The following is a 23,539-nucleotide window of genomic DNA, read 5'->3' on the forward strand; positions in this document are numbered from 1 at the left end:
ATGGGATTGTTGCTGGAAATCGACAACCTCACCATCCGTTTCGACCAGGGCAAAGAGGTGGTCAAAGGTGTCTCGCTGAACGTCGCCAGATCCCAGACCCTGGCGCTGGTCGGTGAGAGCGGATCGGGCAAGTCCATTACCGCACTGTCGGTACTGCGACTGCTGGATGCCCGCCATGTGGACTACCCTTCCGGCTGCATCCGGTTCGATGGCGAAGATCTGCTGACGCTACCGGAGTCCCGCCTGCGGCAGGTTCGCGGGCGTCGGATCAGCATGATCTTCCAGGAGCCGATGACATCGCTGAATCCGCTGCACACGGTAGAGAAACAGATTACTGAGACCCTGGCCCAGCACCGGGGCCTACGGGCTGACAAGGCCCGCCGCCGCTGCCTCGAACTGCTTGAGATGGTGGGTATCCCGGAACCGGAACAGCGTCTTGCCAGCTACCCGCACCAGCTTTCCGGAGGCCAGAAGCAGCGGGTGATGATTGCCATGGCCCTGGCTAACGAGCCGGACCTGCTGATTGCAGATGAGCCCACAACCGCGCTGGATGTGACCGTCCAGAAACAGGTGCTCGAACTGCTGGGGCAACTGCAGCAGAAGCTGGGCATGTCGGTGCTGTTGATTACCCACGATCTCACCATCGTCCGTCGCTACGCCGATTACGTTGCGGTGATGGAACAGGGGCAACTGGTGGAACAGGGCGAAACACAGACTCTGTTTGAGTCCCCAAACCACCCCTATACCCGCAAACTGCTGGACTCCGAGCCCCAGGGCGCTCCGCCTCCGGCGGCCGGCCCTGCACAGCCTTTGCTGACGGTTGAGGATCTGGCGGTACGTTTCACTACGGCCAAGTCCTGGTTTGGCCGCCCCAAGAGCTGGTTCGAGGCCGCCAAGGCCATCAACTTTTCGATCAACGCCGGCGAAACCCTGGGACTGGTGGGCGAAAGCGGCAGCGGCAAGACCACCATTGGCCATGCCCTGCTCAAGCTACTGGATTGCAAGGGCCAGATCGTACTTGACGGCAATGACCTCTCGGATCTGAACCAGAAGCAGTTCCGGCCGGTGCGGCGCCACCTGCAGATTGTGTTCCAGGATCCCTTCGGCAGCCTGAGCCCACGGATGTCGGTGTCCGAAATCATCCGGGAGGGTCTGGAGATTCATGAACCGGACACCACCAAGGAAGATCAGGAACAGAAAGTCATTCAGGTGCTGCGGGAAGTCGGCCTGGACCCGGAGGCCCGACACCGCTACCCCCATGAGTTCTCCGGCGGCCAGCGCCAGCGTATTGCCATCGCCCGGGCACTGGTGCTGCAGCCAAAACTGATCGTTCTTGACGAGCCCACGTCGGCACTGGACCGCACGGTTCAACGGCAGATCATTGACCTGCTGCGGGCGCTGCAGGCCCGATATGGGTTAAGCTATCTGTTCATCAGCCATGATCTGGCGGTGGTCCGGGCCCTGAGCCACAAACTGATGGTGCTGCGACGAGGTGAGGTCGTCGAGTACGGTGAGGCGGAGCGGATCTTTGCCCAACCGGAATCGCACTACACCCGGGAACTGCTCAGCGCGGCGTTTTTTTACCGCAATCCAGGCCGGGACGACCACGATCGCGCGACCGAATTGACTACGACCAATTGAGCGTTACCCGGTAGGTCAGCCATCAGGGATAATGCCCCCACACTGAAACACAGGGAGATCACCAATGGGACTACTCAGCGGCAAGAAGGCACTGATTGTCGGAGTGGCCAGCAAACATTCCATTGCGGCCGGTATCGCCGAAGCATTCCACCAGCAAGGGGCGGAACTGGCGTTCACCTATCAGAACGAAAAACTCAAATCCCGGGTTGAAGGTTTTGCCGAGGGCTGGGGCAGCTCACTGACGTTCCCCTGCGATGTCGGCAACGACGAAGAAATTGAGAATGTCTTCAAGGCCCTGGGCGAGCACTGGGACAAGGTAGACATCATCGTGCACTCCGTTGGCTTTGCACCGGCTCATGAGCTGGATGGCAACTATGTTGATGTTACCACCCGTGATGGTTTCCGCATCGCCCATGACATCAGCTCCTACAGCTTCGTGGCGCTGGCGAAAGGCGCACGCAACATGCTGAGCGACAACAGCTCCATGCTGACCCTGAGCTACCTTGGCGCCGAGAGAGTTCTGCCCAACTACAACGTAATGGGGCTGGCGAAGGCATCACTGGAAGCCAACGTGCGCTTCATGGCGTCGAGCCTGGGACCGGATGGCGTGCGGGTAAACGGGATTTCCGCAGGTCCGATCAAGACCCTCGCGGCTTCGGGTATCAAGAGCTTCCGTCGCATGCTGGCCGAGAACGCCAAGCGGGCGCCTCTGCAGCGTAATGTCACTCAGGAGGAGGTGGGTAATGCCGCCGCCTTTATGTGCTCTGACCTGGCCAGTGGCATCACCGGCGAAATTCTGCACGTGGACGGCGGTTTCAACGTGACTGCCATGGGCACTCTGGAAGACTGAGCGTCCTGACGGCGTGGCCGGCGCTGTTTATGATCCTGCCGGTCACGTCAGTCCTCAACCATCGCCACTGCCATCGCCTCGATCCAGCACAGGTAGTCGGCGTCCTCGGATTCCAGAAATCTCAGCCCGACCGTCCAGCGGCCATCCTCCAGTGGGTTGCTCCAGATGACTTCCGCCGTCAGATTATGCGCCGTCTGCCCTTCCTGAAGCCGGATGGAGACTGGCAGCAGGGCGTCGATGGGCACTGACTGATCGGTGGTCAAACGGGCACCGTTGGTCGACAGGTCTGTGGACCAGCTCTCCAGATACTTCGCCGGATAGCCGGCAATGTCATCCGCCGCCTCCAACTCCAGCCTGACCCGGGCCCGACCGGTCAACCGGTATTCGGAACGCTGCTCCGATGCGCTGCGGGCACCGGACGAAGACTTTGTCATTGCGTTTCACCGCTCTGCTCGACCTGGACTGGCGTTTCTCCTTCCCTTGGGGATTGGCCAGACCTGCGAGCGTTCAGTTTCGACCTACCCGGATGCGTCCCACCACCCGGGATAGTGTGTCATCGAACTCCGCCGAACTGCTCAGTACCCGAATCCGGCCCGCCACGATATCAGCGACCAGGTCGTCTTCAGGATACTCCGTCCGGTTGAGTCCAAGACGGTCAACAAACACCAGTTTTCGGGTGGCGTTGAGCCGGACCGCCAGTTTCAATCGCACCGCCTCCGGATGATCCGGTGTGGGTTCGATTGCTATCCAGCCACCGAGCTTAAGATTGTCGATGGCGTGCTGCGCCGCGGCGGTCAGCTCACGCTCCACCCGCTCACGCTCTGCCTCTTCTTCGGCCTGTCGTTTGGCGGCCTCTTCAGCCTCGGCACGGGCCCGCTCGGCCTCCCGGGCCGCCAACTCCTCCCGCTTCCTGGCTTCGGCAGCCTCCACCTTGCGGCGCAGCATTTCCGCCCGTTCTCTGGCTTCGCAGGCGGCTTTCTCCCGCTGCTGTCGTTGCTGGTGGAACACGCCGAGCAACTGCGTTACCGTTTTACCGGCAACGTCCTGGAATCGGTTCAGTGGCGGTAACGGGCGCAGCCTGCCCGCCTGCCTTGCCGCCGTGAAATCCCGCCAGGGCATCAGACCCAGCTTGACGCCGGCGCCATTGGTCCACAGCACCTCGCAGGTGTCCTCAAGCAGAGCAAAGAAGTAACGGCGCTGCTCCGAGGCTCCCTCTCCCTCAACGAACCACTGCTGGATTACCTGTGTCAGTTGGTCTTCCTGGGGAGGCTGGAACCCCAGCCAACTGAGATCAAACTCGAAACGCTCGTCCAGAGCTGGCGCCAGGGCTGGCGTTTCACCCCGCAGGCGACTGACGATAACGGCTTCTACCCCTGCAAGGGCATGTTGGGGGAGAGGCCTCTCCTGAACGCGTTGCCAGACCGCCAGTATGCGGTCGCCAATCTGTTCTCCCACCTGGTACAGACGATCGAGGGAACGTTCAGACAGTGTCGGATCACCGATCCAGACCAGCCACTCCAGCAACTTGCTGGCGTGTTTCCAGTCATCGCCCTCGATGCCATTGCGCCAGACAACCTGGCGCATCAGGGGGCACCAGTGCTCGCGGATAAACTCCGAGATCGGCGGCGGCAGTTGTCGACCCTGGAGGGCGCGACCAATGACGGCTCTCGACGTCTGGTCCGCCCGGCGCTGACGGGCCGCGCCCTGCTCGGTGACCAGCAGGCGCTGACGCAGCTTGGTGATCTGCTCCTGTCGCTTCTGGCTGTCAACGTCCCACTGGCTGGCAAAGTCCTCAAACGGCGCCATCTGACTGTATTCAAAGCAGGCCGAGACCGACACTACCATCTGCTCCAGCTGGTCGAGCAGTGCTCGTGCCGAGCGCCCCCCGGAATCGCTCCAGCCGCGCCATTCCACCAGACTGTCGAGCCAGTCCCGCAGGCTGTCGGCAAAGGCGGCGTCACAGTCCTGATCCAGGCGCCAGGCCAGAAAGAAGCGCAGCCGTGCCACCTTGGCGGCCAGCACCGGGTGCAGGCCGGAAGTGGCCAGGAATGCATCCATAACCCGATCCGCCAGAAACGCCGAGTTCACCTGGCGCACGGTCCAAGTCAGCTCGAGAGACTTCAGCAGGCTGGTAACCGACTCATCACGCTGTTCCGACCAGCAGGACTGCAGCAGTGGCCGCCAGTCTTTGGCCTGTCCCGGCTCCACCTGGCCAACGGGGTACGGCAGATCCGGAATGCGGATGCCGGCCAGTAACTCGGCAATAGATTGGCTTGGTGCCGATGAACCCGGGTTGGCGGATGGCTTGGTTTGTTGCGACATTCAGCAGATGGTCCAGCTTGGTATGGCGGGAGGGGAAGTCCACGTTTCATTGCAGCATGCTTGCCCGCCTTCGTCCAGTGAATCCGCGCGGCAGAGCGGGCCGCATTGCATTGCCCCCCCAAATCCCGCAGTATATCGAACTCCCTGAAACCTGGCCGCAAAGGCCGCCCGGCCCTGCTCTGGCAGACGGCGGGCAGTCTGACAAACGACCGCGCAAGAGGACAGGACGGGGACTGCAAATTATAAAAGTGAGAGGGCCAATACGTGCCAACGTTGCAGCCCCGACAACGTAATACATCGAGGTAGACTAAAGCATGTCCGGCAAGAAGCTTGAGAACCTCAACGTTGCCAGCCAGGAAACGTTGATCACTCCCGACGCCCTGAAACAGGAAATGCCGCTTTCCGATCAGGCCGCAACTACCGTAGACCAGGGTCGCCAGGCCATCTATGACATTCTGGATGGTAAGGATCACCGCCTGTTTCTGGTGGTTGGCCCCTGCTCTATTCATGACGTCAAGGCCGCCCGGGAGTATGCAGAGAAGCTCAAGGTGCTGGCCGACGAAGTCAGCGATACCCTGCTGATCGTGATGCGAGTCTACTTTGAAAAGCCGAGAACCACCGTGGGCTGGAAGGGGCTGATCAACGATCCGCACCTGGATGACACCTTTGACATCGAACAGGGCCTGCACATTGGCCGCCGGCTGCTGCTGGACATCGCCGAACTGGGGCTGCCCACCGCAACCGAAGCGCTGGACCCGATCTCACCTCAGTACCTGCAGGATACGATTGCCTGGTCGGCCATTGGCGCCCGCACCACCGAGTCGCAGACCCATCGCGAGATGAGCAGCGGCCTGTCGATGGCCATCGGCTTCAAGAACGGAACCGATGGCAGTCTGGACGTGGCGGTGAACGCCATGAAGTCGGTTTCCCACCCCCACAGCTTCCTGGGCATTGACCAGCAGGGCCAGGTATCCATCATCCGCACCCGTGGCAACGCCTATGGCCATGTGGTGCTGCGCGGTGGCGGCGGCAAGCCGAACTACGACTCTGTCAGCGTTGCACTGTGTGAGCAGGCGCTCGAGAAAGCCGGGCTGCGCAAGTCGATCATGGTCGATTGCAGCCACGCCAATTCCAACAAGGACCCGGCGCTGCAACCGCTGGTGATGCAGGACATCGCCCACCAGATCGTCGAGGGCAACACCTCCATTCAGAGTCTGATGATCGAGAGTCACCTGAACTGGGGTAGCCAACCGATTCCGGAAAACCGGGATGAAATGAAGTACGGCGTCTCCATTACCGATGCCTGCATCGACTGGGAAACCACCGAAAAGGCCATCCGGGAAATGCGCGACAAGCTCAAGGATGTACTGCCCAAGCGCCTGAACGGCGAGGGCTGAGGAAGCGACCCGGGACGGGCAAGCCGTTCCGGGTCAGTATTGCGGCAGTCAGATCGTTGGCTCGCCTATCGGCTGTGCACCGATCCAGTCCAGCCTGGAGCGCAGCGACACCACGTCACCGATGATGATCAACGTCGGTGCCGGCACCCCACTCTCTTCCACCCTGGTGACGATGTTGCCAAGATTGCCCACAACCACCTGTTGATCGGGCGTCGTGCCTTTGGATACCAGGGCAACAGGCATGGTATCCGGCATGCCGTGCCGCATCAGTTCTCGACTGATGATCGGCAGCCCCACCAGCCCCATGTAGAACACCAGGGTCTGGTTGTTCTGCACGAAATCCTGCCACGGCAGATCGCAGGTGTCGTTCTTGAGATGCCCGGTCACAAATCGGACCGATTGGGCATAATCCCGGTGGGTTAACGGGATACCGGCGTAGGCGGCACAGCCTGATGCAGCGGTGATGCCAGGGACAACCTGAAAGCGAACGCCGGCATCCGCCAGTGTCTCAATCTCCTCACCACCACGGCCAAAGATAAACGGGTCGCCGCCTTTGAGGCGCACGACCCGTTTGCCGGCCTGTGCCAGGTCCACCAAGCGTTGGTTGATCTGGTCCTGAGGTAGGGTGTGATCGGAACGGCGTTTGCCAACGTGGATACGCTCCGCCTGCGGCGGAATCATCGCCAGTATGTCGGCGGAGACCAGGCGGTCGTAAAGCACCACTTCAGCCGAGGTGATGATGCGCCAGGCTTTCAGCGTCAGCAGTTCCGGATCACCGGGGCCAGCTCCCACCAGAAACACTTCACCCGCAGAGTTGTTGGGATTGTCCGTTACCGGATTGTTCCGGTAACGGGGCGGCACCGTCGCGGTGCGCGCGCCCTCTTTCGGGGCGCTTATCGGTCTGTTTTGGTTCATTGAATCCTGTCAATGCCTCGCATGTACGGCTTGAGTACATCCGGAACCAGGATGCTGCCGTCGGCCTGCTGGTAGTTCTCCATCACAGCGATCATAGCGCGACCGACGGCGAGGCCAGAACCATTCAGCGTATGCACAGGCTCCGGCTTCCCGGTTTCCGGGTTCCGCCATCTTGCATGCATGCGCCGTGCCTGGAAATCACGGGTATTGGAGCAGGAAGAAATTTCACGGTATTTGTCCTGCCCCGGCAGCCAGACCTCCAGGTCGTAGGTACGGGCGGCGGAGAAGCCCATGTCGCCACCGCACAGCTCAACCACTCGGTACGGCAGTTCCAGCAACTGAAGCACCTTCTCGGCGTGACCGGTCAGCGTCTCCAGCGCGGCATCGGAATCCTCCGGACGTACCACGTGCACCAGCTCCACCTTCTCAAACTGGTGCTGACGAATCATGCCGCGGGTATCACGGCCGTAGGAACCCGCCTCGCTACGGAAACAGGGCGTATGGCTGACCATCCGCAGTGGCAGCTGGTCGGCGTCAACGATGGTATCTGCCACCAGGTTGGTTACCGGTACCTCGGCAGTTGGAATCAGGTATAGGGGATGCTCGTCATCGCCCGCCTTGAACAGGTCTTCTTCAAACTTCGGCAGCTGGCCGGTGCCAAACAGCGTGTTGCCGTTGACCAGGAAAGGCACGTAGGTCTCGGTGTAGCCGTGGTCGGTTACGTGCAGGTCGAGCATGAACTGGGCCAGTGCACGGTGCAGCCTCGCCAGCTGACCGTTCATAACCACAAAACGGGAATGAGCCAGTTTGGTTGCGCGCTCGAAGTCCATGCCGCCGAGTTCTTCACCAAGGGCAACGTGGTCTTTGGGTTCGAAGTCGAAGGTGCGTGGGGTGCCCCATTGACGGACTTCCACGTTGTCATCTTCTGAAGCCCCGGCCGGTACGGTGGCATCGGGAATGTTGGGAATGCCGGCCAGGAAGGCATTGAGCTCCTCCTGTACCTGGCGCAGTTCATCCTCGGCCTCGGAACGCTGGCGTTTGAGTTCTTCCACTTCGTTCAGCAGCGGCTGGATGTCCTCACCGGCGGCCTTGGCCTTACCGATTGACTTGGAGCGCTTGTTCTGCTCGGCCTGCAGGGACTCCGCACTCACCTGGATCGAGCGACGACGTTCTTCCAGCTGCTCAAAGGCGGACTGGTCGAAGTCAAAGCCTTTGACGGCCAGTTGACGGGCGATCTCTTCGGTCTGGGTGCGGACGCGTTTGGGGTCGAGCATGTTAATCCTGATTGGTCATCGGGTGAGTGGTTTGCGTGTCTGAGCATTATACCTGTGCAGACGTGGCATGCCATATTTCGGCCACCAACGGAGCGTCACTCCGCCGGGTCCGAACCGGGGTAGCGCCGTCGGTTACTGGCCTGGTTCAAAGCGTCCAGTCGCTGGCGTTTTTCTGCCAGCTTGATCTCCAGCCCCCGGTTGACGGGCTGATAGTAACGCCGGTGGTGAATCGGTTCCGGCAGATAGGATTCACCGGCGGCGAAGGCATCTGGCTCGTCGTGAGCGTAACGGTACTCATCGCCATGCCCGAGGGATTTCATCAGTGCGGTGGGGGCATTGCGCAGATGCACCGGCACCTCATAATCCGGGTCCTGGCGGATATCCGCCATGCACTGATTGAAGGCCTGATACACCCCGATACTCTTTGGCGCCATCGCCAGATAGGTGGTGGCCTGGGCCAGAGCAAGCTCCCCCTCCGGCGAGCCCAGCCGTTCCTGGGCATCCCAGGCGTTCAGACTAAGGGTCAGTGCCCGGGGATCGGCGTTGCCGATATCCTCGCTGGCGATCCGGACCAGTCGCCGTGCCACATAGAGCGGATCACATCCGCCATCCAGCATCCGGCACATCCAGTAAAGTGCGCCATCCGGATCAGAACCGCGGACCGACTTGTGCAGCGCGGAAATCTGGTCGTAGAAGCGATCACCGCCTTTGTCGAACCGGCGCAGGCTGGTTTGCAGTACCTGTTCCAGCACGGCGGCGGTAATCGCCGGCCGCCCCTGGTCATCCGGCTCGGCCAGATCGCTCCCCACCTCCAGAATGTTCAGCGCTCGCCGGGCATCGCCACCGGCGGCGATCGCCGCCAGGGACAGCACCTCGTCGGTGACGGCAATGCGGCCATCCAGACCCCGCGGATCTGTCAGAACCCGGCGCATCAGCCCCTGTAACTGGTCGTTGTCCAGGTGTTTGAGGACGTAGACCCGGGTCCGGGACAGCAGCGCGCTGTTGAGCTCAAATGAGGGATTTTCGGTGGTGGCCCCTACAAAGATGAAGGTACCGTCCTCAATGTGGGGCAGGAAGGCATCCTGCTGACCCTTGTTGAAGCGGTGGACCTCGTCCACGAACAACAGGGTGTCGCGCCCTTCTCCCTGTTTGCGCAGCTTGGCCCGTTCAACGATGGTGCGAATCTCCTTCACACCACTGAGCACGGCGGACACGGTTTCGAAGCTGAGGTCACCGACATTGGCCAACAAACGGGCAAAGGTGGTCTTACCCACCCCCGGCGGCCCCCACAGGATCATCGAGTGCAGTTGTCCCTGCTCCAGGGCCCGACGCAGGGGCTTGCCCGGTCCGACCAGGTGATCCTGACCGACGTATTCGTCCAGCGAGCGGGGCCGCATGCGGGCCGCCAGGGGCTCAAAGCCCTGCTCATTGAACAGTGTATCCTGCATCAGGGGGCGTCCTGAATGACGTCCACGGATTCGGGGTAGTCCAACTCGAAGGCACTGTCGGCCAGATCCTGATTCAGGCGGATGCTGTCAAAGCTGAGAATGCTCAATTGCGCCAGGGAATCCCGCATGCGCATTTCCTGCAGCTCACCATCGACGAACGACAGTTTCAGCGATACAAACAGGGAATCTGGATTCCTCGGTGTCAGGGTGAACTCTTCGGTCTCGTTGCCAAGCGCACGGTGGCTGATGTCATAGGTTTCAGCAAGATTATCCACTTCGCCGCTGAGCAGCAGCGCCGGCGTGCTGGAGGCGCGCTGGTCGAGTTTATGGATAGTGACCTGTTCCAGATCCGGGTCATAGAGCGTGACTTCTTCACCGTCACTGACGATGAACTGGGACATGGGCGAGTGAGTTGACCAGTAGAACAGTCCGGGGCGCTTGGCCTTGAGCTCACCACGGGTTTCCTGAACCTGACCACCGTTTTCATTGACCAGAATCTGGATGAAACTGGCCTGGTAGGTCCGATACGACTTCAGGGTATCAGCCAGTTGCTCCGCAGCCAGTTCGGCCCAGGCACTCGGGGCGCTGGCCATCAGGGCAACCACGGCCGCCAGGTGGATCAGGCGACGGCCTAGTGTTCGTATCGATTCCATTACTGTTGAACTCCTGTGTTTGAGCTATCGAGGCTGAACGCCCCGGTTGGTTCTGTATTGCTGTGGGAGCGGTTCAGTCCCTGGGGGGTGGGGGTGCCAGCACTTCGCGGGCACCGTTGTGCCCGGCAGCGCTGACCACGCCGGAGGCCTCCATGGCATCCACCAGGTTGGCGGCCCGGTTATAGCCGATCTTGAACTTGCGCTGCACCGAGGAAATGGACACCCGTCGGCCCTCGGTCACGAAGGCCACGGCCTCGTCGTACAGCGAGTCGCCCTCGCTGTCCCCGCCGCCTTCGGACAGTGACGGCACCCCCGGCAGGCTCTCACCCTCGGCACCCGTGAGCACTTCGTCGACGTATTCCGGCTCACCCCTGGCCTTCCAGGCGCTAACCACCCGGTGGACCTCATCATCATCGACGAAGGCGCCGTGGACCCGTACCGGGAGACCAGTGCCCGGTGGCAGGTAAAGCATGTCGCCATGCCCCAGTAACTGCTCGGCGCCGCCCTGGTCGAGAACGGTCCGGGAGTCGATCTTGGAGGACACCTGGAACGAGATTCGGGTGGGAATATTGGCCTTGATCAGGCCGGTGATCACATCGACCGACGGCCGCTGGGTTGCCAGGATCAGATGGATGCCGGCCGCCCTCGCCTTCTGGGCGATCCGCGCGATCAGTTCTTCCACCTTCTTGCCGACAATCATCATCATGTCGGCGAACTCGTCGATCACCACCACAATAAACGGCAGGGTTTCCAGCTCGGGCCGCTCCTGCTCCTCATTCAGCAGGTGATCCTCGGGCTGCCACAGTGGGTCGAGCAGCGGTTCGCCGGCGTCCCGGGCTTCACGGACCTTGCGGTTATAGCCGGCAAGGTTACGCACCCCGAGACTGGCCATCAGCCGATAGCGGCGTTCCATTTCGGCAACACACCAACGCAGGCCATTGGCGGCCTCCTTCATATCGGTCACCACCGGTGCCAGCAGGTGGGGAATGCCATCGTAGATGCTGAGCTCCAGCATCTTCGGGTCCACCATGATAAAGCGGACCTCCTCCGGTGAGGCTTTCAGCAGCATGCTCAGCAGCATCGCATTGACCCCAACGGATTTACCGGAGCCGGTGGTCCCTGCCACCAGCAGGTGAGGCATCTTGGCGAGATTGGCCACCATCGGGTTGCCGCCGATGTCATTACCCAGTGCCAGCGTCACCGGCGAGCTGGATTCGGTAAATACCTTGGCGCCCAGCACTTCACTGAGTCGCACAATTTCCCGGCTTTCATTGGGGATCTCGATACCAATCACCGATTTGCCGGGAATCACTTCCACAACGCGGACAGACAGAACCGCCAGGGAGCGCGCCAGATCCTTCGCCAGGTTGGAAATCTTGCTGACCTTGACCCCGGGCGCCGGCTTGATCTCAAACCGGGTGATCACCGGGCCCGGGTTGACCTCCACCACTTCCACCGAAACACCGAAGTCCGCCAGTTTCTCCTCAAGCAGCCTGGACATGTGCTCCAGAGACTCCTCGGAGTACCCGCTCTCTTTCTGGCTTTCAGGCGGGTCCAGCAGGCTCAGCGGCGGAATCGGGCTTTCCAGATCCTCCAGCAGCGTTGGCTGCTTGCGATCCGTCGCTGGCGAACTGGCACGATCCTCCCGCTTGAAGGGCGAGATCCGGACCGACTTGGCCTTACTCTCCACCGGCTTGCTGTCTGTGGCTGTGGGCTCGGCTTTGGGTTTCTTGCGGGCTGGGCGCGGCGCCGGTTCTTCAGCTACCGGGCGGGATACCGGGTCCGCCACCAGGGGCACGTCATCGGGCTCAAACGGCAGGTCTTCCAGGCCCGGTTCGCTACGCTCCGGTGCCTGGCCGTCATCTTTGTTGCTACCGCCAAGGAACGGCAGCCGGCGCCACCAGGCGGGCTTATCGTTCGCTTGCGGTTCGTCGTCAGCGAGTTCGACCCGCTCCCGAAGCACAGGCGGCTCTGGCTCCCTGGCAACTCGGGGCCGGGGTTCCGGCACTGCCGCTTCTTCGGGTACTGCAGGCTCGGTCTGGGGTTGTGGCCACAGGGAAAGCGCAAACGCCTTCACTCGCTCGACCGTTTGCAGGGTCAGCTCGCCAACCTTGTCCATCAGCCAGAACCAGGACAGACCGGTGGTGACGGTGAGGGCGAACAGGAAGATGGCTACCAGCAGCAGGGTCGTGGCCGGCAGATTGAAAAACCGGACCATGGCATCAGAGACGGCCATGCCCATCACACCTCCGGATGAGGCGCTCAGACCAAACAGCGAGTACAGTGACAACAGGCTGGTTGCCGACAGCAGAATCAGCAGAAAGCCCCCGAAACGCACCATGAACAGGGGCCAGTGCATTTCCAGCGGATCATTGCGCCTGCGCACCAGCATCACGGCGTACCCCGCCACCATCAGCGGGAACAGGAAGGCGACATGACCGAAGAAGTCCATCAACAGACTCGCCAGCCAGGCACCGGTACGCCCGGCGGCATTGGAGACCTGGGTTTGATGGCCAATGCTGGCCCAGCCTGGATCGGCCGGACTGAAGGTCACCAGCGCCATGCCCAGATAGATCGCCAGTACGATCAGCGCAATGACGGCGCCTTCACGGCTGCCCTGGGCAACCAGGCGTCGGAACCGCAGCTGTTTCTCGGTCAATTCCGGCGTTTTCTGTTTCTCTGTCTTTTTGGACTCGGCCATGAATGATCTGATTATTCCGTTACAGTTCGTGTACGGCGGGCCCGATGGGAGGAAGCCCTCCCCTGCCCTGTCAGGCCCGGCCAATATCCCGGATCAGGCGCCGGCAGCAAGTGCCGCCAGTCCCCGGGCGAGATCCTGCTTGAGGTCCTCGACCGACTCGATGCCGACCGACAGCCTCACCAGGTTCTCGGTTATACCAGCCCGCGCCTTGTCATCGTCGGACAGGCGACCGTGAGTCGTGGTAGCGGGATGGGTAATGGTGGTTTTGACGTCGCCCAGGTTGGCGGTGATGGAAATCATGCGGGTGGCATCAATCAGCGACCACGCCTGCTCCCGGCCTCCACGAACCCGGAAAGACAGCACGCCACCAAAGCCATCCTGTTGACGGGCCGCCAACTCATGTTGCGGGTGGTGGCTCAATCCGGCGTAGAACACCTCTTCAACGGCGTCCTGCTGCTCCAGCCACTGCGCCAACTCTAACGCATTGTCACAGTGGGCACGCATACGAATCGGTAACGTTTCCAGGCCCTTGAGGAACACCCAGGCATTGAATGGGCTCATGGTCGGGCCGGCGGAACGGAGGAATCCGTAGACTTCCTCCATCAGTTTGGCTGAGCCCACCGCCACGCCGCCGACACAGCGACCCTGTCCATCCAGGTACTTGGTAGCCGAGTGAATGACGATGTCGGCGCCCTGCGACAACGGACGTTGCAACACCGGGGTACAGAAGCAGTTGTCCACCACCAGCAGAGCATCTGCGGCTCTGGCCAGATCAGACAGTGCCGCCAGATCGGCAACCTCACACAGCGGGTTGGAGGGGGTTTCAAGGAACAGCATACGGGTGTTGTCGCGAATCGCACCCCGCCATTCCTCCATATCGGTCAACGACACGAAGGACGTCTCCACGCCGAAGCGGGCCAGATACTTCTGGAACAGCACGTTGGTGGTGCCAAAGACCCCACGGGAGCACACCACATGCTCCCCGGCTTTCAACAGCGCAATGCAGGTGCTGAGGATGGCCGCCATGCCAGACGCCGTGGCGACGGCCCGTTCACCGCCTTCCATCGCCGCGATCCGGCCTTCGAAGGCCTGCACCGTGGGGTTGGTGAAGCGGGAGTATATGTTTCCCGGTTCGTCACCGCCAAAGCGGGCTGCAGCCTGGGCGGCACTGCCGTAGACAAAGCTGGAGGTGGGGAAGATCGGGTCACTGTGCTCCAGCTGGCCAGTGCGGATCTGCCCCGCCCTCACCGCCAGGGTATCGATCGACATGCCGTCCAGATCCGATTCCGGGATCCAGAGGTGTTCTTCGCGGCGGTGAGTCATGGGTGGTCCTCTCAGTCTTCGTCGTTGTGCAGGTCGATGATACCGTTGTCTTCATCATCGCCATTGCTGGCACTGCGGCTCTTGTCGTTGCGCAGGGCGTCAATGCGCTCAAGGTAGGCGGTGTCGATGTCACCGGTGACGTAGTTGCCGTCAAACACCGAGCATTCCCAGGATTCAATTTCCGGATTGACGTCGTTCACGCAGGTGATGAGATCTTCCAGATCCTGGTAAACCAGCCAGTCCGCACCGATGATCTCACAGATCTCATCCACGCTCTTGTCGTGCGCAATCAGCTCGTGGGCAGAGGGCATATCAATGCCGTAGACGTTGGGGTAGCGCACTGGGGGCGCCGCGGACGCGAAGTAGACGTTGCGGGCACCGGCATCACGGGCCATCTGCACGATTTCCTCACAGGTGGTACCACGGACGATGGAATCGTCCACCAGCATCACATTCTTGCCACGGAACTCCAGGTCGATCGGATTCAGTTTCTGACGCACAGACTTCTTGCGCATTTTCTGGCCGGGCATGATGAACGTGCGGCCAATGTAGCGGTTCTTGATAAAACCTTCCCGGAACTTGACGCCCAGGCGGTGGGCCATCTGCATCGCCGAGGTCCGGCTGGTGTCAGGGATCGGGATCACAACATCGATGTCATGCTCCGGCCGCTCTCGCAGCACCTTGTCTGCCAGGGTCTCGCCCATCCGCAGACGGGCCTTGTAGACCGATACCTTATCGATGATGGAGTCAGGGCGGGCAAAGTAGACGTGTTCGAAGATACAGGGAATCAGGTGCGGCTTGTCGGCACACTGCTGGGTGTAGAGGGTGCCGTCAGTCTCGATGTAAACCGCCTCGCCCGGTTCGATGTCACGAACCAGGGTAAAGCCCGCGGCACTGAGTGCCACGCTCTCCGAAGCGATCATGTATTCCGTGCCCTCGTCGGTCTCGCGGGTGCCGTAGCAGGCCGGACGGATACCGTTGGGATCACGGAAGCCCACAATGCCATAACCGGTGATCATCGCAATGACCGCGTAGGCGCCCTTACAGCGCTTGTGAACGGCCTTTACGGCGGCGAAGATTTCATCCTTGGTGGGATTCAGTTTGCCCAGCTTCTGCAGCTCGTGGGCGAACACGTTGAGCAGGACTTCGGAGTCGGAGTTGGTGTTGATGTGGCGCAGGTCAGTACGGAACAGGTCCTGGCTCAGGTCGTCGGCATTGGTCAGGTTGCCGTTGTGGGCCAGGGTAATGCCATAGGGGCTGTTGACGTAGAATGGCTGAGCTTCGGCCGAGCTGGAACTGCCGGCGGTGGGGTAACGTACGTGGCCAATGCCGACGTTGCCCACCAGACGACGCATGTGGCGGGTGCGGAATACGTCGCGCACCAGGCCATTGTCCTTGCGGAGGTAGAAGCGCTCATCCTGGAACGTCACAATCCCCGCCGCATCCTGGCCCCGGTGCTGTAACACCGTCAACGCGTCATACAGCGACTGGTTGACGTTTGAAGTACTGACAATACCGACAATTCCACACATGGATAGGGTCTTCTCCGAAGCGTTAAAACTGAATGTTAGCGGGTGGTGGCCGCTGGTTCCATAGGGGGTTGTGACGGCTCCCCTGCGGGGCCGAGAAAGCGGGCAAATTCGTCGCCAAAGGTGCGGCGCGACCAGTCTTCTACGGTGGCGAGGCGCTCGATCATGACGGACTCCCGCCACCAGGTATCATTGGCCAGCGGGGTGTAGCGGACCAGGGCAATGGCGACCACTACGATCACCAGTCCCCGAAGCAGGCCGAACGCCATGCCCAGAACGCGATCCGTGGCGGTCAGGCCGGTGGCGTGTATCAGGTGTCCCACCATGTTATTGATAATGGCGCCGATGATCAGGGTGGCAAAGAACAGGATGGCAAAAGCGGCCACCAGCCGAACCATTGGAGTCTCAACAGTGTCGATGAGCAGGGACTGCATCTGCGGGTGAAACGTGCGGGCAATCACGAAGGCACCGACCCAGGCAACCATGGACAGGGCTTCACGCACGAAGCCGCGTTTGAGGCTGATCAGCGTGGAAACAGCAATCAGGGTGATGATGACCCAGTCGATCCAGATCAGCGCGTTCATGGAGTCCAGCAGCGAAGGTTCAGGGTTAAAGCGAAGCGCCTAGTCTAACAGGAATCGGGAGTGCACAAAAACGTGATTCCCCCCGTTGTCGCAGGCGCTTACCTTGACGCTGCTCACCGATCTGAGCTGGTGACCAGGCTGTTGAGGCCAAACATGCCATCTAGCGTTTTCTTGGCACGCTCGGCCTCGGATTTGTCGGCGAAAGGACCACAGAACACCCGCGTCAGCGTGCTGTCGCCCCGACTGACGGTCTGCAGGTGGGAGCTGTAACCCTCCTTGCGGGCATTGTCCCGAAGACGGCGGGCATTGTCGGCGTTGCCAAAACTGCCAAGCTGCACCACCCAGGCACCCTCCAGTGACCGGCTGTACTCTTCATTTGCCGGTGTTTCGGCTGCTGGCTGAGACGGTTTCGGGGCAGTCTCTGCGGCAACGTCAGCCTGGGCTGGCTCTGGTTCAGGCGTGGGTTCTGGCTGGGGAGCTGGCTCCGGTGTCGTATTGACGGACTCAGCGGTATTGCTCTTTGCCGCGACACCCTGCGGCTCGTCGTCTACCGGCTCAATGATCGGCTCTGGCTGGGACTGGCCGTCCGCCTCTTCCAGATAGTAGGAAGGCTGCTGGATATCCTGTTCCTCAACCGGCTCAACTTCCGGGAATGGCGGCTCCTCTGGCAGGGGAATAACCTGGGTCGAGCGCTTGGAGTGAGGCTCATCGAACAGCATGGGCACGAAGATAACCGCCAGGGACACCAGCACCAATGCGCCGATCACCCGTTGTTTGAGTCCGTCCACCTTTTGCTAACCCCTGTCTGTGTTCAACGTGCTGCGTTCAGCGTATCGATATGACTTTGATGTCCGCCGATACTAACCGGCCAGGGTCGAGAACTCAAAATCATCGCCACCGGATGACGGAAGTTTAAGGCGCATTCGATTCGGTGGCCAAGGCGTCCCCGCGCTCCTCGGGTGCCCCCAGTGCCACTCGCGCCTCGGCGACCGTAAAAAACGACCCGAACACGATGATCAGGTCATTTTCAGCAGCGTCGGCAACGGCCTGCTTCAGGGCATCGGCAACGGTTGCCTGCTGCGTCAGGGCGCACTCTCCCAACCGCTCGGACACCAGTGCCGCCAGGGTATCCGCACTGCGCCCCCGAGGCTGGTCCAGCCCCGCCAGGTACCAGTGCTGCACCACGGTGGCCATGGCATCGACGACACCGCCGGCGTCCTTGTCAGCCAGGCAGGCATAGACCGCGCGGACGACACCGCCGGCGCGACACCTGGCCTGCACCCGGCTTGCCAGCCAGGCAGCGGCATGGGGATTGTGGCCGACATCCAGATAGACATCCGGCTGCTGGGCACGCTGCTCAAAACGCCCAGGCAGATGGACTTTCGCCAGAGCCGCCTCGATCTCCGTCGCCGTCATCTCCGGCAGCAACGTCAGCGCCGCCATCACCGCGGCGGCCATGCTTGCCAATGGCAGCGCCGCATCCCGGGGCAGTGACAACTGTTGACCCAGTGAAGGAATCGACAAAACCGGCTGGGCAGCGTCTCCCGTCAGCATCATGTCGACCCCCAGGCGCTTGAGCGCAACCCTCTGGGCGGCGGCCTGTTGCAGCACCGACCGGGGCGGATTGGGGTCGACACAGATGGCGGGTCGACCAACCCGGAAGATACCGGCCTTCTCGAAGCCGATAACCTCGCGATCGTTACCCAGGAACGCGACGTGATCAATGTCCACCGAAGTGATGATCGCCAGGTCCGCATCCACTACATTGACCGCATCCAAACGGCCCCCGAGCCCCACCTCAAGCACCCAGTCCTGCACGCCGGCCCGGGCGAGCACGACAAATGCCGCCAGGGTGCCAAATTCGAAGTAACTCAGGGAAATGCCACGCCGGGCCTCTTCGACCTGGGCGAACGCAGTAATCAGCTCATCGTCCGTCGCCAAACGGCCGTCGATGACGACCCGTTCGTTATAGCGGTGCAGGTGGGGAGACGTGTAGCAGCCGACGGTGCGGCCGGCGGCAGCAAGGACCCGAGACAGGCACGCCACGGTGCTGCCCTTGCCGTTGGTGCCGGCAACGGTCACCACCCGCGCTGCGGGCGGCCGGGGAAACAGGCGGCGATATACCGTGAGAACCCGATCAAGACCAAGGTCAATCTCGACCGGGTGAATGGCTTCCAGGTAACGCAGCCAGTCATCGAGACTGGCCTTCGACCCGGGCGCTAATGGTTCAGCTGACGTCGGCATCGGCGTCTGCGTCCGGCTTCTCGGTAATCTCAAACTCGATCGGCGGCTCCCCTTCCGGGCGCTCCTGATCGGTGAATTTTGCCAGCAGGCCAGAGACGCGCTCACGCAGCTCATGACGATGCAGGATCATATCGATGGCGCCGTGCTCCAGCAGAAACTCGCTGCGCTGGAAACCTTCGGGGAGCTTTTCGCGGACGGTCTGCTCAATGACCCGGGGACCGGCGAAGCCGATCAGCGCGTTCGGTTCGGCAATGTTGAGGTCGCCCAGCATGGCCAGGCTGGCAGAAACGCCACCGAACACCGGGTCGGTCATGATCGAGATGTAGGGAATCCCCTCCTGCTTCATCCGCTCCAATACCGCAGCAGTCTTTGCCATCTGCATCAGCGAGAAGATCGCCTCCTGCATTCGGGCACCGCCACTGGCGGAAAAGCAGACCAGCGGAATCCGTTCTTCCAGACAGACGTTGGCAGCCTGGACAAATTTCTCTCCAACCACCTGGCCCATGGAGCCGCCAACGAAGTTGAACTCGAAGGCGCAGGCAACCAGCGGAATACCCAGCGTCTTACCGCGCATGGCAAGCAGGGCTTCCTTTTCGCCGGTGGCTTTCTGGTTCTGGGCCAACCGCTCCTTGTAGCGGCGGCTGTCCTTGAATTTCAGTCGATCCCAGGGTTCCAGATCGGCACCGATCTCTTCGCGGCCGTCGGCGTCGAGAAAAATGTCGAGACGGCGACGAGCAGTAACCCGGAGATGGTGGTTACATTTGGGGCAGACATCCAGATTCTTGTCGAGCTCGGGCTTGTACAGAAAAGCGCTGCATTTGGGGCACTTTTTCCACAACCCTTCGGGAACGCCAGTCCGCTGCTTGGATTCCGAGCGGATCTTGCTCGGCATGATCTTGTCAAGCCAGTTACTCATGGTTTTGTCCTGTCCTTCGATGCCTGCCTGAGCCTCACCAGCCCTGTTGATCAGGAGGCGAGGTCATCCAGTGCGGTGCGCATAGGTTTGAGCAGATCCCCCAAAGCGCGCTTCAGCTGCTCCGGATCCGCCTGGTTTCGGGCAATTGTATCGACCAGCACGCTACCGACAATTACACCATCGGATACCCGCCCCACAGCGGCGGCGGTTTCTGCATCCCGGATACCAAAGCCAACGCCAACCGGTAACGCGGTCAGATCATGAATGTGCTGCACACGCTCGGCCACTTCGTCAACGTTGATCTTGGCTGCGCCGGTAACGCCCTTGAAGGAAACATAGTACACATAGCCGGAGGAGTGATCGCTGATCGCCCGGATACGCTCGTCCGTGGTGGTCGGCGCCAGCAGGAAGATCGGGTCCAGCTTGCGGGCCGTAAACAGTGGCGCCACGTCATCGGCCTCTTCGGGCGGCAGGTCGACCGTCAGCACACCGTCCACGCCGGCTGCCGCGGCGGTATCGGCGAACGTCTCATAGCCCATGGCTTCCATCGGGTTGAGGTAGCCCATCAGCACCACCGGCGTATCGTTGTCATCCTCGCGGAAGCGGCGAACCATGTCGATCACCTGACGCAGGGACGTACCATGAACCAGCGAACGCTCGCAGGCTGCCTGAATCACCGGGCCATCGGCCATGGGATCGGAGAACGGCACCCCCAGCTCAATGATGTCAGCGCCGGCTTCGACCAGGGTATGCATCAGCGATACGGTCTGATCCGGGTGCGGGTCGCCGGCAGTGATGAATGGAATCAGGGCCTTGCGCCCCTGCCCCTTGAGGTTCTTCAGTACCCCTTCAATACGACTCATGGCTGCTCCTTGTGCAGGCCGGCCGGACGGCGTCGCCGCCCGGCAGAAGCCCGATTAACTCAGATTTCGATGCCGTCGATCTTGGCGATGGTGTGAATGTCCTTGTCGCCCCGACCCGAGACGTTGATGACCAGGATCTGGTCCTTGTCCATGGTCGCCGCCAGTTTGGTGCCGTAGGCCACGGCATGGGCGGATTCCAGTGCCGGCATAATGCCTTCAACGCGGGTCAGCTGACGGAAGCCGGCCAGTGCCTCGTCGTCGGTCACAGACACGTAGTTGGCACGCCCAATGTCCTTGAGCCAGCTGTGTTCGGGTCCAACGCCAGGGTAGTCCAGGCCGGCACTGACGGAATGAGTAGCCGCAATCTGGCCATTCTCATCTTCCATCAGGTAGGTCCGGTTACCATGAAGCACCCCGGGGCGGCCGGAGCACAGCGGCGCCGCGTGTTGCCCGGTCTCAATACCGTGACCGCCGGCTTCAACGCCATACATTTCCACGCCTTCATCGGTCAGGAACGGGTAGAACATGCCGATGGCGTTGGAGCCACCGCCAACGCAGGCCACCAGCGCATCCGGCAGACGGCCGGCCTGCTTCAGGCTCTGTGCCCGGGTTTCACGGCCGATCACCGACTGGAAATCCCGCACCAGCAGCGGGTATGGGTGGGGACCAGCCACCGTGCCGATGATGTAAAAGGTATCGTCGACATGAGAGACCCAGTCCCGCATGGCATCGTTCATTGCATCTTTCAGGGTGCGGGTGCCACTTTCAACCGCATGCACTTCGGCGCCCAGCAGCTTCATGCGGTAGACATTGAGGGTCTGGCGAGCAATGTCTTCGGCGCCCATGAACACATGGCACTCCAGTCCAAGCCGGGCACAGACTGTTGCCGTCGCCACGCCGTGCTGCCCTGCCCCGGTCTCTGCGATAACACGCTTCTTGCCGAGAAAGCTGGCCAGCAGCGCCTGACCGATGGTGTTGTTCACCTTGTGAGCGCCGGTGTGGTTGAGGTCTTCGCGCTTGAGCCAGATCTGGGCGCCACCGACTTCACGGGTGAGCCTTTCGGCAAAGTACAGCGGACTGGGGCGACCCACGTAATCGGCCAGGTCTTTGTCGAACTTGGCCTGAAACTCCGGATCGTTCTTCAGCTGGAGGTACTCTCGCTCCAGGGTCATCAACGAATCCATCAGGGTTTCGGACACAAAACGGCCACCAAACGCCCCGAAATGTCCGCGGCTGTCCGGCAGTGAACCCAGCATCTCTTCAGTCAGTTTTATCGACACGATGAACCTCGTTCAGGAATTCTTTGATTCGAGCGGCGTCTTTCACGCCCTTGCGGATTTCCACGCCACCGCTGACATCAACGGCCCAGGGTTTCACGGCGGTAATGGCGCGGGCTACGTTATCAGAGTTCAACCCCCCGGCCAATATGAGCGGCAGCGGCCGCTGCTGCGGGATCAGGGTCCAGTCAAAGGACTTGCCCGTACCGCCATAAAGGGTTGGATCATAGGCATCAAGCAGCAACCCCGACCCCAGCGAATAGCGCTCAAACGCGTCTTCGACATCTTCGGTAGTGGCCACCCGGACCGCCTTGATCCAGCGTCGCCCGAACTGATTGCAGAACTCGGGTGACTCGTCGCCGTGAAACTGGAGCAGATCCAGCGGCACCTGGTCGAGAATGTTACGAACATAATCGGCGTCGGGATTGACGAACAGCCCAACCAGCGTCACAAATGCGGGCACGGCGGCGGCAATCTCCCGCGCCCGGGCAACGTCGACGGCCCTGGGGCTGGGCTCAAAAAACACCAGGCCGATGGCATCAGCACCGGCGTTGGCCGCCGTCAGGGCATCGCCGATTTCGGTAATGCCGCAGATCTTGGTTTTGGTCTTCATCAGTTGTGCCTGGCTTTGACATGGATCTGTGAAATTGGTCGCGGGCGATTGCCACCATCACCAAACCAGGGTCTCAGGAATCCCGGCCCACAATTTGCGAGTGGTGGACCAACGCCCTCAGGATACCCCACATCAACCAGATAAAGGCCAAACGGTGGCGCGGTTACCCCTGCCAGGGACCGATTGCGGGCGGCCAGCACCTCGGCAACCCAATCCTCCGGTCTTTTTCCCGTCCCCACCGCCATCAGTGCACCGGCGATATTCCGGACCATGTGATGGAGAAAGGCATTGGCCTGAACGTCAATCACCACATAGTCACCATGGCGGCTGACCGTCACAAACTCCATAAAGCGATTGGGGGACCGGGACTGACAACCGGCGGCGCGGAACGACGTGAAATCGTGTTCGCCGACCAGTGCCTGAGCAGCGCGATGCATTGCTTCTGCGTCCAGTGGCCGAAAGTTCCAGCTGACCTGGCGGCGAAGAATGCCAGGCCGCACCGGTCCATTGAAAATGACGTAGCGGTAGCGCCGATAGATCGCCGAGAAGCGGGCATGAAAGTCTGGCGCCATGGCTCCGGCCCAGTGAACCGAGATGTCATCGGGCAAGGCGGTGTTAATGCCCATCACCCAGGAACGGCGGTTGCGGACGCTGGTGGTCTCAAAGTGCACGACCTGATAGCTGGCATGAACCCCCGCGTCGGTGCGGCCTGCGCAGACCAGCTCCACCGGATGATCGGCGACTTTGGCAATGGCCTTCTCCAATTCCCCCTGGACCGAACGCACTCCGGACTTCTGGTACTGCCAGCCGTGAAAGTGCTCGCCATCGTATTCAAAAACCACTGCGACACGGCCATCGCCAATTGCATTATCAGTACTCAACGGGGGTGGATCAATAAACAAGGGTCGTCAGCGCCTGATCGAATGGGTCTTGTCAGCAGCCCTGTTGAGCCGCCGCCAGAACGTAAAACGCCGGCCCAATTCCGGGCC

20 protein-coding genes are annotated in these 23,539 nt (G+C 61.2%); 3 read left to right on the forward strand and 17 right to left on the reverse strand.

Annotation, left to right across the window (positions count from 1 at the left end; all coding sequences use genetic code 11):
- Together J2887_RS10720 and J2887_RS10725 are read left to right on the forward strand one after the other, a co-directional pair.
- The gene (locus J2887_RS10720; protein ID WP_227175994.1) at positions 1 to 1,641 is read left to right on the forward strand and encodes an ABC transporter ATP-binding protein; all 1,641 of its coding nucleotides are present in this window, start codon (positions 1 to 3) and stop codon (positions 1,639 to 1,641) included.
- Between the two features lie 64 nt (positions 1,642 to 1,705).
- Positions 1,706 to 2,491, forward strand: a complete 786-nt coding sequence (locus J2887_RS10725) for an enoyl-ACP reductase FabI (RefSeq protein WP_227175995.1) — start codon at positions 1,706 to 1,708, stop codon at positions 2,489 to 2,491.
- 47 nt (positions 2,492 to 2,538) lie between these two features.
- Here the strand turns inward: J2887_RS10725 and J2887_RS10730 are convergent, their stop codons facing one another.
- Both J2887_RS10730 and J2887_RS10735 read right to left on the reverse strand, forming a co-directional pair.
- Positions 2,539 to 2,925, reverse strand: a complete 387-nt coding sequence (locus tag J2887_RS10730; RefSeq protein ID WP_227175996.1) for a PilZ domain-containing protein — start codon at positions 2,923 to 2,925, stop codon at positions 2,539 to 2,541.
- A 73-nt stretch (positions 2,926 to 2,998) separates the two neighbouring features.
- On the reverse strand, positions 2,999 to 4,813 hold the full coding sequence (locus J2887_RS10735) for a DUF1631 family protein (protein ID WP_227175997.1): 1,815 nt from the start codon (positions 4,811 to 4,813) through the stop codon (positions 2,999 to 3,001).
- A gap of 314 nt (positions 4,814 to 5,127) precedes the next feature.
- Between J2887_RS10735 and J2887_RS10740 the strand changes: the two genes are divergently transcribed.
- Entirely contained in the window at positions 5,128 to 6,210 is a 1,083-nt protein-coding gene (locus J2887_RS10740) for a 3-deoxy-7-phosphoheptulonate synthase (protein ID WP_227175998.1), read from the forward strand.
- Between the two features lie 48 nt (positions 6,211 to 6,258).
- On the opposite strand, the gene cobA is transcribed toward J2887_RS10740, so the two are convergent.
- From cobA to truA, 15 genes are all read right to left on the reverse strand, one after another.
- Complete coding sequence (gene cobA / locus J2887_RS10745; protein WP_227175999.1) at positions 6,259 to 7,125, reverse strand: uroporphyrinogen-III C-methyltransferase; 867 nt, start codon at positions 7,123 to 7,125, stop codon at positions 6,259 to 6,261.
- Positions 7,122 to 8,399, reverse strand: coding sequence for a serine--tRNA ligase (gene serS / locus J2887_RS10750; protein ID WP_227176000.1), 1,278 nt, complete (start codon positions 8,397 to 8,399; stop codon positions 7,122 to 7,124). The genes cobA and serS overlap by 4 nt, the downstream gene beginning before the upstream one ends.
- 95 nt (positions 8,400 to 8,494) lie before the next feature.
- Positions 8,495 to 9,847 (reverse strand): replication-associated recombination protein A, encoded by a 1,353-nt coding sequence (locus J2887_RS10755; RefSeq protein WP_324197260.1) that lies wholly within the window; start codon positions 9,845 to 9,847, stop codon positions 8,495 to 8,497.
- Positions 9,847 to 10,500 carry an outer membrane lipoprotein chaperone LolA gene (gene lolA / locus J2887_RS10760; RefSeq protein WP_227176001.1) on the reverse strand — a complete coding sequence of 218 codons (654 nt, stop codon included), beginning with the start codon at positions 10,498 to 10,500 and terminating at the stop codon, positions 9,847 to 9,849. The genes J2887_RS10755 and lolA overlap by 1 nt, the downstream gene beginning before the upstream one ends.
- Positions 10,501 to 10,573: 73 nt before the next feature.
- Positions 10,574 to 13,201 (reverse strand): DNA translocase FtsK, encoded by a 2,628-nt coding sequence (locus J2887_RS10765; RefSeq protein WP_227176002.1) that lies wholly within the window; start codon positions 13,199 to 13,201, stop codon positions 10,574 to 10,576.
- A 93-nt stretch (positions 13,202 to 13,294) separates the two neighbouring features.
- Positions 13,295 to 14,524: an O-succinylhomoserine sulfhydrylase gene (locus J2887_RS10770; RefSeq protein WP_227176003.1), complete on the reverse strand. Its 1,230-nt coding sequence runs from the start codon at positions 14,522 to 14,524 to the stop codon at positions 13,295 to 13,297.
- An 11-nt stretch (positions 14,525 to 14,535) separates the two neighbouring features.
- The gene (gene purF, locus J2887_RS10775) at positions 14,536 to 16,056 is read right to left on the reverse strand and encodes an amidophosphoribosyltransferase (RefSeq protein WP_227176004.1); all 1,521 of its coding nucleotides are present in this window, start codon (positions 16,054 to 16,056) and stop codon (positions 14,536 to 14,538) included.
- A 35-nt stretch (positions 16,057 to 16,091) separates the two neighbouring features.
- Positions 16,092 to 16,637 carry a CvpA family protein gene (locus tag J2887_RS10780; RefSeq protein WP_227176005.1) on the reverse strand — a complete coding sequence of 182 codons (546 nt, stop codon included), beginning with the start codon at positions 16,635 to 16,637 and terminating at the stop codon, positions 16,092 to 16,094.
- A gap of 113 nt (positions 16,638 to 16,750) precedes the next feature.
- A complete protein-coding gene (locus tag J2887_RS10785; RefSeq protein WP_227176006.1) occupies positions 16,751 to 17,425 on the reverse strand; it encodes an SPOR domain-containing protein in 675 nt (224 codons plus the stop codon).
- 124 nt (positions 17,426 to 17,549) lie between these two features.
- A complete protein-coding gene (gene folC / locus J2887_RS10790; protein ID WP_227176007.1) occupies positions 17,550 to 18,881 on the reverse strand; it encodes a bifunctional tetrahydrofolate synthase/dihydrofolate synthase in 1,332 nt (443 codons plus the stop codon).
- Complete coding sequence (gene accD, locus J2887_RS10795; protein ID WP_227176008.1) at positions 18,865 to 19,797, reverse strand: acetyl-CoA carboxylase, carboxyltransferase subunit beta; 933 nt, start codon at positions 19,795 to 19,797, stop codon at positions 18,865 to 18,867. The genes folC and accD overlap by 17 nt, the downstream gene beginning before the upstream one ends.
- Positions 19,798 to 19,847: 50 nt before the next feature.
- Entirely contained in the window at positions 19,848 to 20,660 is an 813-nt protein-coding gene (trpA, locus tag J2887_RS10800) for a tryptophan synthase subunit alpha (protein ID WP_227176009.1), read from the reverse strand.
- 59 nt (positions 20,661 to 20,719) lie between these two features.
- Entirely contained in the window at positions 20,720 to 21,928 is a 1,209-nt protein-coding gene (gene trpB / locus J2887_RS10805; RefSeq protein ID WP_248165429.1) for a tryptophan synthase subunit beta, read from the reverse strand.
- Positions 21,921 to 22,553, reverse strand: coding sequence for a phosphoribosylanthranilate isomerase (locus J2887_RS10810; protein WP_228752874.1), 633 nt, complete (start codon positions 22,551 to 22,553; stop codon positions 21,921 to 21,923). The genes trpB and J2887_RS10810 overlap by 8 nt, the downstream gene beginning before the upstream one ends.
- On the reverse strand, positions 22,550 to 23,452 hold the full coding sequence (truA, locus tag J2887_RS10815; RefSeq protein WP_227176011.1) for a tRNA pseudouridine(38-40) synthase TruA: 903 nt from the start codon (positions 23,450 to 23,452) through the stop codon (positions 22,550 to 22,552). Before truA ends, J2887_RS10810 begins: the two co-directional genes overlap by 4 nt.
- Between the last annotated feature and the right edge of the window lie 87 nt (positions 23,453 to 23,539).

The sequence above is a fragment of the Marinobacter sp. CA1 genome (genome assembly GCF_020546665.1).
GTDB classification, from domain to species: Bacteria; Pseudomonadota; Gammaproteobacteria; order Pseudomonadales; family Oleiphilaceae; genus Marinobacter; species Marinobacter xestospongiae.

What these genes read in the sequence shown, in the direction of transcription:
- J2887_RS10720 (WP_227175994.1), top strand. Translation starts at nt 1, where the DNA reads ATGGGATTGTTGCTGGAAATCGACAACCTCACCATCCGTTTCGACCAG.
- J2887_RS10725 (WP_227175995.1), top strand. Translation starts at nt 1,706, where the DNA reads ATGGGACTACTCAGCGGCAAGAAGGCACTGATTGTCGGAGTGGCCAGC.
- J2887_RS10730 (WP_227175996.1), bottom strand. Translation starts at nt 2,925, where the DNA reads ATGACAAAGTCTTCGTCCGGTGCCCGCAGCGCATCGGAGCAGCGTTCC.
- J2887_RS10735 (WP_227175997.1), bottom strand. Translation starts at nt 4,813, where the DNA reads ATGTCGCAACAAACCAAGCCATCCGCCAACCCGGGTTCATCGGCACCA.
- J2887_RS10740 (WP_227175998.1), top strand. Translation starts at nt 5,128, where the DNA reads ATGTCCGGCAAGAAGCTTGAGAACCTCAACGTTGCCAGCCAGGAAACG.
- cobA (WP_227175999.1), bottom strand. Translation starts at nt 7,125, where the DNA reads ATGAACCAAAACAGACCGATAAGCGCCCCGAAAGAGGGCGCGCGCACC.
- serS (WP_227176000.1), bottom strand. Translation starts at nt 8,399, where the DNA reads ATGCTCGACCCCAAACGCGTCCGCACCCAGACCGAAGAGATCGCCCGT.
- J2887_RS10755 (WP_324197260.1), bottom strand. Translation starts at nt 9,847, where the DNA reads ATGCAGGATACACTGTTCAATGAGCAGGGCTTTGAGCCCCTGGCGGCC.
- lolA (WP_227176001.1), bottom strand. Translation starts at nt 10,500, where the DNA reads ATGGAATCGATACGAACACTAGGCCGTCGCCTGATCCACCTGGCGGCC.
- J2887_RS10765 (WP_227176002.1), bottom strand. Translation starts at nt 13,201, where the DNA reads ATGGCCGAGTCCAAAAAGACAGAGAAACAGAAAACGCCGGAATTGACC.
- J2887_RS10770 (WP_227176003.1), bottom strand. Translation starts at nt 14,524, where the DNA reads ATGACTCACCGCCGCGAAGAACACCTCTGGATCCCGGAATCGGATCTG.
- purF (WP_227176004.1), bottom strand. Translation starts at nt 16,056, where the DNA reads ATGTGTGGAATTGTCGGTATTGTCAGTACTTCAAACGTCAACCAGTCG.
- J2887_RS10780 (WP_227176005.1), bottom strand. Translation starts at nt 16,637, where the DNA reads ATGAACGCGCTGATCTGGATCGACTGGGTCATCATCACCCTGATTGCT.
- folC (WP_227176007.1), bottom strand. Translation starts at nt 18,881, where the DNA reads ATGCCGACGTCAGCTGAACCATTAGCGCCCGGGTCGAAGGCCAGTCTC.
- accD (WP_227176008.1), bottom strand. Translation starts at nt 19,797, where the DNA reads ATGAGTAACTGGCTTGACAAGATCATGCCGAGCAAGATCCGCTCGGAA.
- trpA (WP_227176009.1), bottom strand. Translation starts at nt 20,660, where the DNA reads ATGAGTCGTATTGAAGGGGTACTGAAGAACCTCAAGGGGCAGGGGCGC.